This window comes from Erythrobacter sp. (assembly GCF_023653175.1).
Lineage (GTDB): Bacteria > Pseudomonadota > Alphaproteobacteria > Sphingomonadales > Sphingomonadaceae > Erythrobacter.
The window spans coordinates 1-14,721 of sequence record NZ_JAMNXL010000088.1; the positions used below are offsets into that span (position 1 = coordinate 1).

Annotated in this window: 13 protein-coding genes; 10 read left to right on the forward strand and 3 right to left on the reverse strand. The window is 67.0% G+C overall.

What is annotated here, in order from left to right; genetic code table 11:
* Positions 1 to 134: 134 nt before the first annotated feature.
* Entirely contained in the window at positions 135 to 590 is a 456-nt protein-coding gene (locus tag NBV68_RS10905) for a vgr related protein (protein ID WP_296309802.1), read from the reverse strand.
* 68 nt (positions 591 to 658) lie between these two features.
* On the reverse strand, positions 659 to 1,156 hold the full coding sequence (locus tag NBV68_RS10910) for a copper chaperone PCu(A)C (protein ID WP_296309803.1): 498 nt from the start codon (positions 1,154 to 1,156) through the stop codon (positions 659 to 661).
* A gap of 168 nt (positions 1,157 to 1,324) precedes the next feature.
* Between NBV68_RS10910 and dnaK the strand changes: the two genes are divergently transcribed.
* The 3 genes from dnaK to NBV68_RS10925 all read left to right on the forward strand — a co-directional run bounded on the left by dnaK (position 1,325) and on the right by NBV68_RS10925 (position 5,119).
* Positions 1,325 to 3,241, forward strand: coding sequence for a molecular chaperone DnaK (dnaK, locus tag NBV68_RS10915; protein WP_296309804.1), 1,917 nt, complete (start codon positions 1,325 to 1,327; stop codon positions 3,239 to 3,241).
* A gap of 91 nt (positions 3,242 to 3,332) precedes the next feature.
* The gene (gene dnaJ, locus NBV68_RS10920) at positions 3,333 to 4,484 is read left to right on the forward strand and encodes a molecular chaperone DnaJ (RefSeq protein ID WP_296309806.1); all 1,152 of its coding nucleotides are present in this window, start codon (positions 3,333 to 3,335) and stop codon (positions 4,482 to 4,484) included.
* A gap of 8 nt (positions 4,485 to 4,492) precedes the next feature.
* The gene (locus NBV68_RS10925) at positions 4,493 to 5,119 is read left to right on the forward strand and encodes a DUF6445 family protein (protein WP_296309808.1); all 627 of its coding nucleotides are present in this window, start codon (positions 4,493 to 4,495) and stop codon (positions 5,117 to 5,119) included.
* Here the strand turns inward: NBV68_RS10925 and NBV68_RS10930 are convergent.
* Entirely contained in the window at positions 5,116 to 7,431 is a 2,316-nt protein-coding gene (locus tag NBV68_RS10930) for a patatin-like protein (protein WP_296309809.1), read from the reverse strand. The genes NBV68_RS10925 and NBV68_RS10930 overlap by 4 nt on opposite strands.
* 75 nt (positions 7,432 to 7,506) lie before the next feature.
* Between NBV68_RS10930 and radA the strand changes: the two genes are divergently transcribed.
* The 7 genes from radA to NBV68_RS10965 all read left to right on the forward strand — a co-directional run.
* On the forward strand, positions 7,507 to 8,874 hold the full coding sequence (gene radA, locus NBV68_RS10935) for a DNA repair protein RadA (RefSeq protein WP_296309810.1): 1,368 nt from the start codon (positions 7,507 to 7,509) through the stop codon (positions 8,872 to 8,874).
* Positions 8,875 to 8,885: 11 nt separating this feature from the next.
* Positions 8,886 to 9,431 carry a CvpA family protein gene (locus tag NBV68_RS10940; RefSeq protein WP_296309811.1) on the forward strand — a complete coding sequence of 182 codons (546 nt, stop codon included), beginning with the start codon at positions 8,886 to 8,888 and terminating at the stop codon, positions 9,429 to 9,431.
* A gap of 1 nt (position 9,432) precedes the next feature.
* A complete protein-coding gene (locus NBV68_RS10945; RefSeq protein ID WP_296309812.1) occupies positions 9,433 to 9,873 on the forward strand; it encodes an iron-sulfur cluster assembly scaffold protein in 441 nt (146 codons plus the stop codon).
* Positions 9,874 to 9,928: 55 nt separating this feature from the next.
* The gene (locus NBV68_RS10950; protein WP_296309814.1) at positions 9,929 to 11,557 is read left to right on the forward strand and encodes an MFS transporter; all 1,629 of its coding nucleotides are present in this window, start codon (positions 9,929 to 9,931) and stop codon (positions 11,555 to 11,557) included.
* Complete coding sequence (alr, locus tag NBV68_RS10955) at positions 11,550 to 12,602, forward strand: alanine racemase (protein WP_296309816.1); 1,053 nt, start codon at positions 11,550 to 11,552, stop codon at positions 12,600 to 12,602. Before NBV68_RS10950 ends, alr begins: the two co-directional genes overlap by 8 nt.
* Positions 12,603 to 12,691: 89 nt before the next feature.
* Positions 12,692 to 13,285, forward strand: coding sequence for a polyhydroxyalkanoate synthesis repressor PhaR (phaR, locus tag NBV68_RS10960; protein WP_296309817.1), 594 nt, complete (start codon positions 12,692 to 12,694; stop codon positions 13,283 to 13,285).
* Between the two features lie 43 nt (positions 13,286 to 13,328).
* Positions 13,329 to 14,721 (forward strand): aminoacyl--tRNA ligase-related protein (locus tag NBV68_RS10965; RefSeq protein WP_296309819.1); only part of this gene is annotated, 1,393 nt, incomplete at its 3' end.

The following is a 14,721-nucleotide window of genomic DNA, read 5'->3' on the forward strand; positions in this document are numbered from 1 at the left end:
GCCGATCGAAAAGGCACGGTCGCCCGCCTCGCGCGCCAGCATGAATTCGAGCGTGCGCCCGAGACCGTTCAGCAGCTCGACCAGCGAGAGGCCGAGGACGAGGCTGTAGAGGACGAAGACGAATTCGAACTGGCTCAAGCCGCCGCTCCCGGAAAGGTGACCAGCGCTGAATAGGCCGCCTTGTCGGCCACCCCCGCAACCGCTTCGCCCCGCCGCAACAGGAAGGCGTGGCGCGCAATCTCGGCCTGCTGTTCGAGCCCGTATTGCGCAAGATTCCAGCCCGGCTTGAGCGTGTAGTCGTAGCGGCACCACGGGTGGCGGCGCAGCACCAGATACCAGCGGCCCAGGGTCTGCGCCTGCCACACATGCGTCATCTCGTGGATGAAGTGCCCCTGCTTGGCCAGCGAGGCAGAAGCGAAGTCGTCGCAATAATGCGGGGCGGCAGGGTGGAAGTGGAGGCTGCCCATTGGCGCCATCGTCACGCCGCGCGGTTGCAGCGGGAAGAACTTGCGGCGCATCACCGTGACGTGGGCATAGTCGATGGCCTCGCCGAACACCGACCGGGCGAGCGCGATTTCGCCCGCGGTCAACGGCCGCGTGCCGCCGGCCGGGCAGAGGGAGGGCAGGGCGCCCCTCTGCGTTGTTGCCGGAGCGCTGCTCAGCGCTCGTCGCCCGCGGCGCGCACGGGCGCAGCGACGGTGACGCTGGTGCCGTCGGACAGGGTGAGGGTGACCTTGGCGGTGCTGCCCGCGGCCAGCGCGGCGCCCGGCTCCATCGCCATCACATGGAGCCCGCCCGGCGCGAAGCTGACCGGCGCACCCGCGCTCAGCGGCACCTCATCCGCCATCACCATCTCCATCTTGCCCGCGCTTTCCGCATAGTCGTGGATCATGGTCATTCCTGCGCCCTCCACAGTGACGCTCTCGAGCGATACGCCGGGCGCGCCGCTGTAGGAAAGGTCGAAATAGACCGCGGCCGGGTTGCCCGCGACCGGAGGCAGGAAGACGCGCGCATTGCTGACGGTCAGCCCGGCGCTTACCGCGCCGGCAGTGGCGGTGTCGCTTGGCGGCGCATCGGCGTCGGGCGCGCAGGCGGAAAGAGTGGCAATGGCGGCAAGCGCCAGCACCGCCGATGCGGCTCTCAGGATCGAATTCACGCAGATATCTCCCATGTGGATGGCCCCAAATCTAGAAGGGCGGCTCTCTTGTGCCAAGCGAAAGCACACCTATATCGCCCTCACAAACGAGCCGCCAAGGTGCTTTGCCGGGAACCGGGAAGCCGACGGCAGCGGTGTCCAACAATTGTCCTTATGGATGGGGAAACAATGGGTAAAGTAATCGGTATCGACCTCGGGACCACCAACTCCTGCGTCGCTGTCATGGACGGCGGCAAGCCCAAGGTCATTGAAAATTCGGAAGGCGCGCGCACCACGCCCTCGATCGTCGCCTTCACCAAGGATGGCCAGCGCCTGATCGGGCAGCCTGCCAAGCGTCAGGCGGTCACCAACCCCGACAACACCCTTTTCGCAATCAAGCGCCTGATCGGCCGCCGCTTCGAAGACCCGCTGACCAAGAAGGACATGGGTCTCGTCCCCTACAAGATCGTCAAGGGCAAGAACGGCGACGCGTGGGTCAACGCGGGCAGTGAGGATTACAGCCCCTCGCAGGTCTCGGCCTTCATCCTGCAAAAGATGAAGGAAACCGCCGAGAGCTACCTCGGCGAGACCGTGACGCAGGCCGTCATTACCGTGCCCGCCTATTTCAACGACGCCCAGCGTCAGGCAACCAAGGATGCAGGCCAGATCGCCGGCCTCGAAGTGCTGCGTATCATCAACGAGCCGACTGCGGCCGCGCTCGCCTATGGGATGGACAAGGAAGACGGCAAGACCATCGCTGTCTACGACCTTGGCGGCGGCACCTTCGACGTCTCGATCCTCGAGATTGGCGACGGCGTGTTCGAAGTGAAGTCGACCAACGGCGACACCTTTCTCGGCGGTGAAGACTTCGACAATGCGATCGTCGAGTTCCTCGCGGACTCCTTCAAGAAGAAGGAGGGCATGGACCTCAAGACCGACAAGCTCGCCCTTCAGCGTCTCAAGGAAGCCGCGGAAAAGGCCAAGATCGAGCTGTCGAGCGCGGCGACCACCGAAATCAACCTGCCCTTCATCACCGCGCGCATGGAAGGCGGCAGCACCACCCCGCTGCACCTCGTCGAGACGATCACCCGCGCCGACCTTGAAAAGATGGTCGACGGCCTGATCCAGCGCACGCTCGAGCCGTGCAAGAAGGCGCTTAGCGACGCGGGCATCAGCAAGGACCAGGTCGACGAGGTGATCCTTGTCGGCGGCATGACCCGCATGCCCAAGGTGCGCGAAGTCGTCGAAAGCTTTTTCGGCGCCAAGCCGCACACCGGCGTGAACCCCGATGAAGTCGTCGCCATGGGCGCGGCCATTCAGGCGGGCGTGCTGCAGGGCGACGTCAAGGACGTGCTGCTGCTCGACGTGACCCCGCTCAGCCTCGGCATCGAGACGCTCGGCGGCGTGTTCACCCGCATGATCGACCGCAACACCACCATCCCGACCAAGAAGACCCAGACCTATTCGACCGCCGAGGACAACCAGAACGCGGTGACGATCAAGGTCTATCAGGGCGAACGCGAGATGGCGGCGGACAACAAGCTGCTCGGCAATTTCGACCTGATCGGCATTCCCCCCGCGCCGCGCGGCGTGCCGCAGATCGAGGTGACCTTCGATATCGACGCCAACGGCATCGTCTCGGTGGCGGCGCGCGACAAGGGCACCGGCAAGGAGCAGACGATCAAGATCCAGGCCTCGGGCGGGTTGTCGGACAGCGACATCGACCAGATGGTCAAGGATGCCGAGAAGTTCGCCGAAGAGGACAAGAAGCGCCGGGCGGCCGCAGAAGCGCGCAATCAGGCCGACAGCCTCGTCCATGCGACCGAAAAGCAGCTTGAAGAGCATGGCGCCAAGATCGACGCCGGCACCAAGGCCGATGTCGAAGCCGCGATCGCCGCGGTCAAGACCGCGCTCGAGGGCGGCGATGCTGTTGACATCAACGCCAAGGCGCAGGCTCTGACCCAGGCGGCGATGAAGATGGGGCAGCAGATCTACGAGGCGCAAGCGGCAGCTGGCCCGGACAGCGAAGCGGCGAGCGAAGAGACCCCGGCCGAAGACGTCGTCGACGCCGAGTTTTCCGAAGTGGACGAAGACAAGAAGGGCTAAGGCCCCGATGCAACCCATTGCCCCGCCGCAGCGCCCGGATCATGCATCCGGCGCGGCGGCGGGCGGTGGTCACGGGGATTAGGTCAGACATATGTCCAGCGCCCAGACCGATTACTACGCCACGCTCGAAGTCACCCGCGATTGCGACGCGGCGGCGCTCAAGAGCGCGTACCGCAAGCTCGCGATGAAGTTCCACCCGGACCGCAATCCGGGGGACGCGAGCGCCGAGGCCAAGTTCAAGGCGATCAGCGAGGCCTATGACTGCCTCAAGGATCCGCAGAAGCGCGCGGCCTATGACCGCTACGGTCACGAGGCCTTCACCCAAGGGATGAACGGCGGTGGCTTCGGCGGCGGACCGTTCGGCGGTGGCCGCGGCGCAGACGGCTTTGCCGATATCGGCGACATTTTCGAAACGATCTTCGGCAGCGCCTTCGGCGGCGGCGGCCCGCAGCGCCAGCAGACCCGGCGCGGCGCGGACCTGCGCTACGACATGCAGGTCAGCCTCGAGGAAGCCTTCCACGGCAAATCGACCGAGATCGAGATCGAGGTCTCGCAGTCCTGCGACACCTGCGACGGCAGCGGCGCGACGCCGGGCACCTCCGAACGGCAGTGCAATCTGTGCCACGGCATGGGGAGCGTGCGCGCCAAGCAGGGCCTGTTCGTGATCGAGCGCCCGTGCCCCACCTGCAACGGACGCGGCACGGTGATCGAGAACCCCTGCCGCGTGTGCCGCGGCGAGGGGCGGGTGGACAAGGCCCAGACCCTCAAGGTCGATATTCCCGCCGGCGTCGACACCGGCACCCGCATTCGCCTGTCCGGCAAGGGTGAGGCCGGCCAGCGCGGCGCGCCCTCGGGCGACCTCTACATATTCCTCCATGTGAAGCCGCACCCGGTGTTCGAGCGCGAGGGGACGACGCTGGCCACCCGCGTGCCGGTCAGTTTCACTACCGCCGCATTGGGCGGCTGTGTCGAGATTCCCGATCTCGATGGCTCGACCAACCGTCTCGAGATCCCCGTGGGCATCCAGTCGGGCAAGCAATTGCGCATTCGCGGCGCGGGCATGCCGGTGCTGCAAGGCCGCGGGCGCGGTGACATGGTGGTAGAGATCGTGGTCGAGACCCCGACCAAGCTCTCGCGCCGCCAGAAGGAAATTCTCGAGGAATTCAAGGCGACCGAGACGGGCGACGAGTGCCCCGAGAGCCGCAGCTTCTTCGCCAAGCTCAAGGACGCCTTCGGCGGCTGAGGGGGGTCGTGCTTCCCTCGCTCCTCATCGTCGACGATTTCCTCAAGGATCCGTGGGCGGCGCGGCGCGCGGCGCTGGGGCTGGACTTTGATCCGGCCCGCCAGCACGGCAATTTTCCGGGACTCAACTCCTCCACGCCGCTAGCGAGCGATGCGATCGATGCGGCGGTTTCGCGGCTGCTGGGGGTGAGGCTCGGCCCTGCGCCGGGCACGCAGCACGGCCATTGCCGCTTGACGTCCAAGGGCGCCAAGGGGCGCAGCGGGGTGCATATCGACCCGGCGGCCTATTCTGGCATCCTCTACCTCTCGCGCCCCGAGGATTGCGCCAAACCCGACGCGGGCGGCACCGATTTTTTCCGCCATCGCCGCACCGGGCTCGAAGCCGTGCCGCAGGATCCGGCCAAGATCGCCGCGAGCGGTTATGCCGATATCAACGCGCTGGTCGAGGATGTGGTCAACAAGGACACCACGCTTGCCCACAAGTGGGAGCGCACCTTGCGCATTCCCGCCCGCTTCAACCGGCTGCTCTTGTTCTCGCCCTGGCAGTTCCACAACGCCGCCCCGGGCTTCGGCACGAGCGCGGAGAATTCGCGCCTTGTCATGCTGTTGTTCTTCGCGCCCCGCCCTGAGGTCTAGCCAAGCCTCTCGCGCACCTCGGCCCTGATCTGCTCGATGAGCCCGCGCTGGCAGCGCCCGGCGCTCTCCTCCTCCTCGAGCACCGCAAGGAAGGCCGCGCGCTTGCCTGCGCGCAAACTCTCGGTCGAAACGCCGCCGGTGACGGTCGAGGCGACGAGGTCGATCATCCGCTCCGCACCGTGCAAGCGTCCCCACAGGTAATCATTCTCGCGATAATCGCGGCTGAAGAAGGCGCCGAAATTGTAGAACTCGATGCCCCGCAGCGTGGCCGTGGTGCCACCCTCGCGGATCGAGAGCGCATCGTCGGGCGAGATGCGGTCGATCTTGACCGGGTTGAATTCGTCGAGCCCTTCACGGCGAGAAAGCGGCAGGGTGGCAACATCGTAGAAGGGAAAGCCGAGATAGGTCAGCAGCATCCGCCGCTTCAGCTCCTTCGGCATGTCCTCGAGCGCGTCGATCAGCATCTCCTCGGCGGCAAGGTCGGTCGCGGGCAGCAAGCGCTGGGTGGCGAGGAAATCGAGCACCGCGCCCGGCTGCTGCATGGCCTCGCCCGCAAGTTCGCGGAACCGGGCGATGTGCTGCACATCCTCGTCGGCGCGCAGATAGATCGCGAGGATTGCGTAAATCCGGTCGCGCGCCCGGTCGAGCGCGTCCTCGGCGATTCCCCCATCGACCAGCCAGTCGCGCGCGAGCTTCCTTGCAAGCAGCTGCAAACGGCGGATGCGAAAGCCGGTGTCGTGCGCGCGGAAGAAGGCGATTGCGCCCTGCGTCGCCCCGCCGCCGGCCTCGGTCAGCAGCCCCAGCCCGCGCGCCTCGAGCTCGCCGCGTAGCGCGCCTGCTAGCGGCAGGGGATCGCCCCTCGGCTGCCCCGCCGCCTTCAGCGTCACCCGTGCAAGCTGTTCGAGGATGCCTTCGAACTTGGTCAGGGCATAGGCGCCAAAGGCATAGCCCGCGCGCTCGGCCGCGGCCTGCTGCGCCTTGGCGCGCCATGCCGCGAGGCGCTTGGGGGTGGGGCGGTCGAGCAGGAAGGTGTAGCCGAACAGCTTTTCCACCGCGCGGTCGATATCGCCCTGGAGCTCCAGCACGATCCGCTTCAGCCGCGCCGCATCGCGCGATTGGTGGTCAATGCGCTCCAGATCGTCACGGATCGGCTGTTCGCGCGGGATCGTCGAAAGCGAACCGAAGATCGCGCCGAAGAACCCGACCTTGCGTGACGGAGGCCCGGTCATGGCTGCGCCGCCATCGGGGCGGGGGTCGAGATAGACGAAGCGCCGGTCGACCTCGCGCTGGGCGGGGCGGCCATAGAGCGCGGAAAGCGCGGCACCGAAGGGCGCGTTGACCAGCACCGCCCCGTCGATCAGCGCCACCTCGCCCACCGTGCCAAGCGCGACATGGCTGGGCATGATCCGCTGGAGGAAGGCCGCGCGCCCGCTCCATTCGTGCCCCTCGGCAGCCGCCAGCGCGTCGATCTCGGCCAAGGTGAGCGGCGGGAACGCCCCCGGAAAGCTCGCCGTCGCGCGCGCGGCCAGCACCAGCTCGAGCGGATCGGCGAGCGGGGCGCAGCCATTCTCGCCGACCCGCGCGCGGAAATTGATCGGCAGGCGGTGCTCGGTCTCTTCGACCTGCGGGGGCGAGTTTAGGCGCAGCGTTTCGGGATGGCCGCGAAAATCGGTGACGGTCACCGCAAGGTCGATCGGATAGCCGGTCGGCAGCAGCGGGATGGAATCGCCTTCCGCCTCCATCTTCATGAAGGCCTCGAACAGCATCGCCGAAAAGCGCGCACCCGAGAAGGGCGGGCTGAACCATCGCCCGCGCACCAGCTTCGACACCTTGGCGCGCACCTCGGCGCGGGTTTCGGGCGAGACGGTCGCGCTCACCGCATTGCCGGGGCGCGACAGGAACCATTCGGCGATCGGCTGCGCCCAGACCTTGGCATAGCGCCACATCGGCTCAGCCTCGGGATCGGTCAGTTCGTTAACATCGGCATTCGACAGCCACAGGTCGGTCAGCGGCGCGAGACTGTGCCCGGCATGGATTGCCTGTGCGAGGAACACTGCGTTGATGCCGCCCGCGCTCGCGCCGGTCAGGATGTCGGGGAGCACGCGGATCTGCAAGCCATGGTTGCGCTCGATCATCGTGAGGAAATCGCGATAGGCTGCCGCCACCCCCTCGAGCCGCACCGCCCCCGGATGATGGAAGGCGCGGCTTGCCCGGGCGAGGTGCCACACCTCCTTGGTGATGCCGTGCATATAGACCGCCAGGCTGACCCCGCCGTAGCATACGAGAGCAAGGCGCAGTTCCTTCTGGCGCATACTGCGCTTCCTAACGTGCATTACCTCGGCAATGCAATTGCGTTCGTCATCTGTTCTCGTTATGGAGCATGATATATGGCAAAAGCAAAACGTCGCTACGTGTGCCAGGAATGCGGCTCGGTCTCGCACCGCTGGCAGGGGCAATGCGCCGACTGCGGACAGTGGAACACGCTGATCGAGGATGTGCCGGCGACGGTGTTCTCGCAGAAGCACGACCTGTCGAGCGGCGGGCGGGCGGTGGCCTTCGAGCCGCTCAATGCACCCACCAAGCTGCCGGTGAGGAAATCGACCGGCATGGCCGAATTCGACCGCGCGCTGGGCGGCGGGCTGGTGCCGGGAAGCGCGGTGCTGCTCGGCGGGGATCCGGGGATCGGCAAGTCCACCCTGCTGCTGCAATGCGCCGCGACCATCGCGCGCGGGGGCAATGACGTGGTCTATGTCAGCGGCGAGGAAGCGGCCGGGCAAGTGCGCCTGCGCGCAAGCCGCATGGGGGTGGCCGACGCGCCGATCCGGCTCGCCTCGGAGACCTCGGTGCGCGATATCCTGACCACGCTCGGGCAGGGCGAGCCGCCTGCGCTGCTGGTGATCGATTCGATCCAGACCATGCATTCCGACACCATCGAGGGCGCGCCCGGCACCGTCAGCCAGGTGCGCGGCTGCGCGCTCGAACTGATCCGCTATGCCAAGGAGTCAGGCTGCGTGGTGGTGCTGGTCGGCCATGTCACCAAGGACGGCACCATCGCCGGCCCGCGCGTGCTCGAGCACATGGTCGATGTGGTGATGAGCTTCGAGGGCGAGCGCAGCCACCAGTACCGCATCCTGCGCGCATTGAAGAACCGCTTCGGCGCGGTCGACGAGATCGGGGTCTTCGCCATGGCCACCGAGGGGCTCGAGGAGGTCGCCAACCCCTCGCTGCTGTTCCTTTCGGGCCGCGAGACGCCGCTGGCGGGCAGCGCGGTGTTCCCGGCCTTGGAGGGCACCCGGCCTGTGCTGGTGGAAATCCAGGCGCTTATCGTGCGCCTGCAATCGGGTGCCACCCCGCGCCGGGCGGTGGTGGGCTGGGACAACGGGCGACTGGCGATGCTGCTCGCGGTGCTGGAATCGCGTTGCGGCCTCAATTTCTCCTCGGCGGAAGTCTATCTCAACATCGCCGGCGGCTACCGACTGACCGACCCTGCGGCCGACCTCGCGGTCGCCGCCGCGCTCGTCTCCGCGCTCGCCGACAAGCCGCTGCCGGACAAGACCGCGTGGTTCGGCGAGGTCAGCCTTGCGGGCGAGATCCGCCCCGTCGCCCATGCCCCCTTGCGGCTGCGCGAGGCGGCCAAGCTCGGCTTTGCGCGCTGCTACGGCCCCGCAGGCGCGGCCACCGGCAGCAGCGGCGCGGACTACCGCGGGCTTGCTGCACTTGCGAACGTCGTTGACCAGGTGATGGGCAACGCATAATCGTCGGCGGCATGGCCGTGCTCGACATCATCATCGCCATAATCGTCGCGATCGCAGCGATCGGCGGCTTCGTGCGCGGGCTGGTGCAGGAGGTGCTGAGCCTCGCTGCGTGGATCATGGCGGCGATGGCGCTGCACTTCATGCACCCCGCGCTGACCGAGGGACTCAAGAACTTCTACCGCGCCGAACCGGCGGTCTCGCTGTTCGCCTTCGCGCTGCTGCTGCTGATCCCCTATGCGGCGATGAAGGTCATTATCGGCACCGCAAGCGGGGCTTCGGACGGAGCGATCCTCGGCCCCGTGGACCGCGTGCTCGGCTTCGGCTTCGGCGCGGTCAAGGGCGCGCTGATGGCTGTGTTCGCCTTTGCCATGTTGGTCACCGGCTTTGACGAGAGCTGGGGCTACAAGGGCAGGCCCGAATGGATCACGACCGCACGCACCTATGCTGCGGCCGATGCCTTCTCGCGCCAGCTTATTCCCGCGATCGCGATCCGCCGCGAACGGCTGCGCGGCGAGGAGGAAGCGCGCGCAGCGGCCGCGGCTCGGTTCAGGAAGTAGCGTGGCGTCACAGGCTGCAACCAGGCTCTATTCGCCCGCGCTGCTGGGGCTTGCGACGGGGCTTGCGGACTTTCCGCTCACTGCTGACCTGCCCTTGCAGGCCGAGGCGCGCTCGCGCAGCTGCGGCAGCGTGATCACGCTCGGCCTTGCGCTGGACGAGGCAGGCCACATCGCGCGGATCGGGATGCAGGTCAGCGCCTGCGCGATAGGGCAGGCCTCGGCCGCGCTGCTGGCGCAGGGCGCGGCGGGCCGCGATCCGGGCGCTCTCGATGCCGTCGCCGGAGCGCTCGAGCTGTGGCTGGCGGGCGAGGGCGCGCTCCCCGACTGGCCGGGGATCGCGGCGCTCGCCCCCGCGCAGGGCCACCCAGGCCGCCACGGCGCCCTGCTATTGCCGTGGACTGCGGCGCGCACGGCGCTTTCGCAAGGGCCAAGCACTCGCTAGGGACGGGCGCCAGGAGAGATCGCGCCAGCCAGCGACAACAGGGGACAGGGACGACATGGGAGAGGCGCAGGCGCTAGCCGCACGCGAGCCGAGCGAGAGCGAAATCCGCTTGGTGATCGGCGCATCATCGGCGGGCACCATCTTCGAATGGTACGACTTCTTCATCTACGGCACGCTCGCCGGCCTGATCGGCGCGGCCTTCTTCCCCTCGGACAACGCCACGCTCGAGGTGCTGCTGGTGTGGGCCGGGTTTGCGGTCGGCTTCGGCTTTCGCCCGCTGGGCGCGATCCTGTTCGGCTTTCTGGGTGACCGGCTGGGGCGCAAATACACCTTCCTTGTCACTGTCACCCTGATGGGCATCGCGACCGCGGGCGTGGGCCTCGTACCGACCGCGGATTCGATCGGGATCGCCGCACCGATTGTCGTGCTGTTTCTGCGCATCCTTCAGGGCCTTGCGCTCGGCGGCGAATATGGCGGCGCGGCGGTCTATGTCGCCGAGCACGCCCCGCCCGAAAAGCGCGGCTTCTACACCAGCTTCATCCAGGCGAGCGTGGTCGGCGGCTTCGTGCTCAGCATCGTCGTCGTGCTCGCCTGCCAGCTGCTGATCCCGCCCGAGGCCTTCAAGGCGTGGGGCTGGCGCCTGCCCTTCCTGCTGTCGCTGATCCTGCTCGGTATCTCCTTGTGGATGCGCCTGAAACTGAGCGAAAGCCCGGTGTTTCAGGCTATGAAGGAAGCGGGCGAGATGGCCGGCAATCCCTTCATCGAAAGCTTCACCTATCCCGGCAACAAGAAGCGCATCTTCGTCGCTCTGTTCGGGATCACCGGGGTGCTGACGACGATCTGGTACACCGCCTTCTTCTCGGGGATGTCGTTCCTCAAGGGGCCGATGCGGATGGACGACCAGGTGGTGAACCTCGTCCTGCTGGTCTCGGGCCTTGTCGCGATGAGCTTCTATGTCTTCGTCGGGCGCTGGTCGGACCGGGTGGGGCGCAAAAAACCGATCATCGTCGGCGCGCTGGCGAGCCTGGTATTGCTGTTCCCGATCTTCTGGGGGCTAGGCACGCTAGCCAATCCCGGGCTTCGGCAGGCCGCCGCCGAGGCGCCGGTGGCGGTGGTCGGCACGCAGTGCAGCTTCGATGCCTTCGCCGAGGAACAAGCCACTGCCTGCGGGCGGCTGCTGCAGGACTTGACCGCGCTCGGCGTGCCCTACACGGTGGCCGCAAGCACCTCTGCCGATGGCGAGAGTGTTGCGATCACGGTCGGCACCGAGCGCTTCGATCTGGCCGTGACGCAGCCGCAAGGCCAGCGCGCCGCGGTGCAAAGCTACCTCGAGGCACGCGGCTACAGCTTTGCCAAGCAGGTGCCGCCCTTCGTCAACATCATCGGGATCGTGGCGCTGCTGCTGGCGCTGGGCCTGCTGTCGGCGCTGACCTATGGCTCCGTGGCGGCGTTGCTCTCGGAAATGTTCCCGCCGCAGATCCGCTATTCCTCGATGTCGATACCCTACCACATCGGCGCAGGCTACCTCGGCGGCTTCCTGCCGCTGATCGCGACCTACATCGTGGCGAGCACCGGCGATGTCTATGCGGGCCTGTGGTACACCTGGGCCGTGGTCGCCTTCGGCGCGGTCGTGGCGTGGTGGGGCCTGCCGGACGGGCCTCCGGAAGATTTTGCCGATGATTGAGCCTGCCGCCTCGCCGCCGCCCACCCTGAGGCTCACCGTCGACAGCGAGGCGCTCGCCGCCAACTGGCGCGCGCTCGATGCGCTCTCGGGTGGAGCGGACGCAGGCGCGGCGGTGAAGGCCGACGCCTATGGGCTCGGCGTAGACACCTGCGTGCCCGTGCTGCGGGATGCGGGCTGCCGTACCTTCTTCGTCGCGCATTGGAGCGAGGTTGCGAGCGTGATCAGGCACGTGCCGGGCGAACAGGTGGCGGTGCTCCACGGGGTGCTCAGCGAGGCCGACTGCGCCTATGCCCGGGCCACCGGCGCGGTGCCGGTGATCAATTCGCTCGACCAGGCGGGATTGTGGAGTGCAACCGGGGGAGGGCGCTGCCACCTGATGGTCGACACCGGCATCAACCGGCTCGGCATTGCGCTTGCCGAAGCGGGCGATCAGGCGGTGGCTGCGCTCGAAATCGACATCCTCATGAGCCACCTCGCCAGCGCCGACGAGCGCACCGCGATGAACCGGATGCAGGCCGAACTGCTCTCCGAGGCGGCCGAGGCCATTCCCCACCATCGCCTCAGCCTTGCGAACAGCGCCGGGATCGGACTTGGCGAGGCCTTCGCCTTCGATCTCACCCGCCCGGGGCTCGCGCTCTATGGCGGGGTGCCGCGCGATGAGCTCGCCGGGCACATCCGCCCGGTCGCGCAGGTTCAGGCGCAGCTGCTCCAGACCCGCAACCTCGCGCCCGGAGAGGCGGTCGGCTACAACGCTACCTTCATCGCGCCCACCCACATGCGTGTCGGCACGGTCTCGATCGGCTATGCCGACGGCTTCCTGCGCGCGCGCGGGCCCGGCAATGCGCTGTTCCATCAGGGCCGCGCGCTGCCGATCCTCGGCAAGGTGTCGATGGACATGGTGGTGGTCGATCTGGCCGCAGGCCGGGATCTGGCGGCAGGAGACTGGCTCAACGTCCCCTGGAACATCGCCGATGCTGCGCAGCAAAACGCTCTTTCGGCTTATGAACTCCTAACCACCATCGGCGCGCGCCTGAGGACGCGTTAGACGCTTTTCCCGCGTTGTTGTTGCACCGCAGCTTGTGCAGGTGCTAAAAGCCCCCAGCGGAAGAAAAGATAACGCGGGGTCATACAGCAATGGTCAGAACGAAAGCGGCGGCGTCCGGCGAAGCGGGCGATGCCATCATCATCAAGAAGTACGCCAACCGGCGGCTCTACAACACCGCCTCCTCGAGCTACATCACGCTTGATGATCTCGCCCGCATGGTGCGCGAGAATGTCGAGTTCCAGGTGCTCGACGCCAAGACCGGCGATGACATCACCCATTCGATCCTGACGCAGATCATCATGGACGAGGAAGCCAATGGCGGGCAGCAGATGCTCCCGGTCAGCTTCCTGCGCCAGCTGATCGGCATGTACGGCAATTCGATGCAGGCGCTGATGCCCTCCTATCTCGAAGCCAGCATGACCAATTTCCGCGAGAACCAGTCGAAGATCCGCGAGGCTTTCGAGAAGGGCATCAGCGCGACGCCCTTTGCGGCGATCCACGAGACCAACATGGCGATGATGCGCGCGGCGGCCGATGCCTTCATGCCCGGGCTCGGCAAGCCCAAGGGCAAGCCGGCGGACAGGTCTCCGGCCAAGCCCGCCCCCGACACCCAGAGCGAGATCGCGGTGCTGCGCGAGCAGATGGCGGCGATGCAAAAGAAGCTGGACGAACTCGGCAAATAGCCCGAAGGGCGCGCCGCATTGTTCTAGCAGGAAGCCAGCACCCGTGTCCCAGATCCGCCACGCGCTCACCGTCAAGCGCGAAGACGACTTTGCCAAGTGGTACCAGGAGGTGATCTCCGCCGCCGACCTCGCCGAGGAATCCGGCGTGCGCGGCTGCATGGTGATCAAGCCGTGGGGCTACGGCATCTGGGAGCGCATCCAGCGCCTGATGGACGACCGCATCAAGGCCGCGGGCGTGCAGAACTGCTACTTCCCGCTGTTCATCCCGCTCGCCAACTTCACCCGCGAGGCTGAACACGTCGAGGGCTTTGCCAAGGAAATGGCGGTCGTCACCCACCACCGCCTGATTGCGGACGGGAAGGGCGGGCTGATCCCCGATCCCGAGGCGAAGCTGGAAGAGCCGCTGGTGGTGCGCCCCACATCCGAAACGATCATCGGCGATGCGATGGCGCGCTGGGTGCAATCGTGGCGCGATCTGCCGCTGCTCACCAACCAGTGGGCCAATGTGGTGCGCTGGGAAATGCGCACGCGGATGTTCCTGCGCACCAGCGAGTTCCTCTGGCAGGAGGGCCACACCGCGCACGAGACCCGCGAGGATGCGCTCGCGGAAACCCACCGTGCGCTCGAAATGTATCGCTCGTGCGCCGAGGATGATCTCGCGCTCCCCGTGATCGCGGGCGAAAAGCCGGAGAACGAGCGCTTCCCCGGCGCGGTCGAGACCTGGTCGATCGAGGCTATGATGCAGGACGGCAAGGCGCTGCAAGCGGGCACGAGCCACTACCTCGGCACCAACTTCGCCCATGCGGCCGGCATCCAGTTCCAGGACCGCGAGGGCACCCAGCAGTTCTGCCACACCACCAGTTGGGGCGTTTCGACGCGGCTGATCGGCGGGGTGATCATGACCCACGGTGACGACGACGGGCTGCGCGTGCCGCCCGCCATCGCGCCGCAACAGATCGTCATCATCCCTATGCTGCGCGAGGCTCCGGAAGATGCGGAACTGATCGCCTATTGCGAAGGCGTGCGCGCCGCTCTGGCCGCCACGAGCGCGCTTGGTGAGCGCGTGCGCGTGCTGCTCGATCAGAAGCCCGGCAAGGCCGCCGCCAAGCGCTGGGACTGGGTGAGGAAGGGTGCGCCCGTGATCATCGAGGTCGGCCCGCGCGACATGGCCGAAGGCAAGATCGCCGTCTTGCGCCGCGACCAACTGTGGAACGCCGCCAACGGCAAGCCCGCCTTCACCTATCCCGCCCACGCTGAGTTCGTGGCCGAGGCGGGCGCGGTGCTCGAAGCGATCCAGCAGGGCCTCTACGAAGAAGCCCGCGTTCGGCGCGATGCCAATATCACGCGCGGCGTGACCGAGTGGGCGGCGGTCGTCGATCACTTCGACAAGGGCGGCAAGTATCCCGGTTGGGTCGAGGTGGAGTGGGCCAAGCCGA

What these genes read in the sequence shown, in the direction of transcription:
- dnaK (WP_296309804.1), top strand. Translation starts at nt 1,325, where the DNA reads ATGGGTAAAGTAATCGGTATCGACCTCGGGACCACCAACTCCTGCGTC.
- dnaJ (WP_296309806.1), top strand. Translation starts at nt 3,333, where the DNA reads ATGTCCAGCGCCCAGACCGATTACTACGCCACGCTCGAAGTCACCCGC.
- NBV68_RS10930 (WP_296309809.1), bottom strand. Translation starts at nt 7,431, where the DNA reads ATGCGCCAGAAGGAACTGCGCCTTGCTCTCGTATGCTACGGCGGGGTC.
- radA (WP_296309810.1), top strand. Translation starts at nt 7,507, where the DNA reads ATGGCAAAAGCAAAACGTCGCTACGTGTGCCAGGAATGCGGCTCGGTC.
- NBV68_RS10940 (WP_296309811.1), top strand. Translation starts at nt 8,886, where the DNA reads ATGGCCGTGCTCGACATCATCATCGCCATAATCGTCGCGATCGCAGCG.
- NBV68_RS10950 (WP_296309814.1), top strand. Translation starts at nt 9,929, where the DNA reads ATGGGAGAGGCGCAGGCGCTAGCCGCACGCGAGCCGAGCGAGAGCGAA.
- alr (WP_296309816.1), top strand. Translation starts at nt 11,550, where the DNA reads ATGATTGAGCCTGCCGCCTCGCCGCCGCCCACCCTGAGGCTCACCGTC.
- phaR (WP_296309817.1), top strand. Translation starts at nt 12,692, where the DNA reads ATGGTCAGAACGAAAGCGGCGGCGTCCGGCGAAGCGGGCGATGCCATC.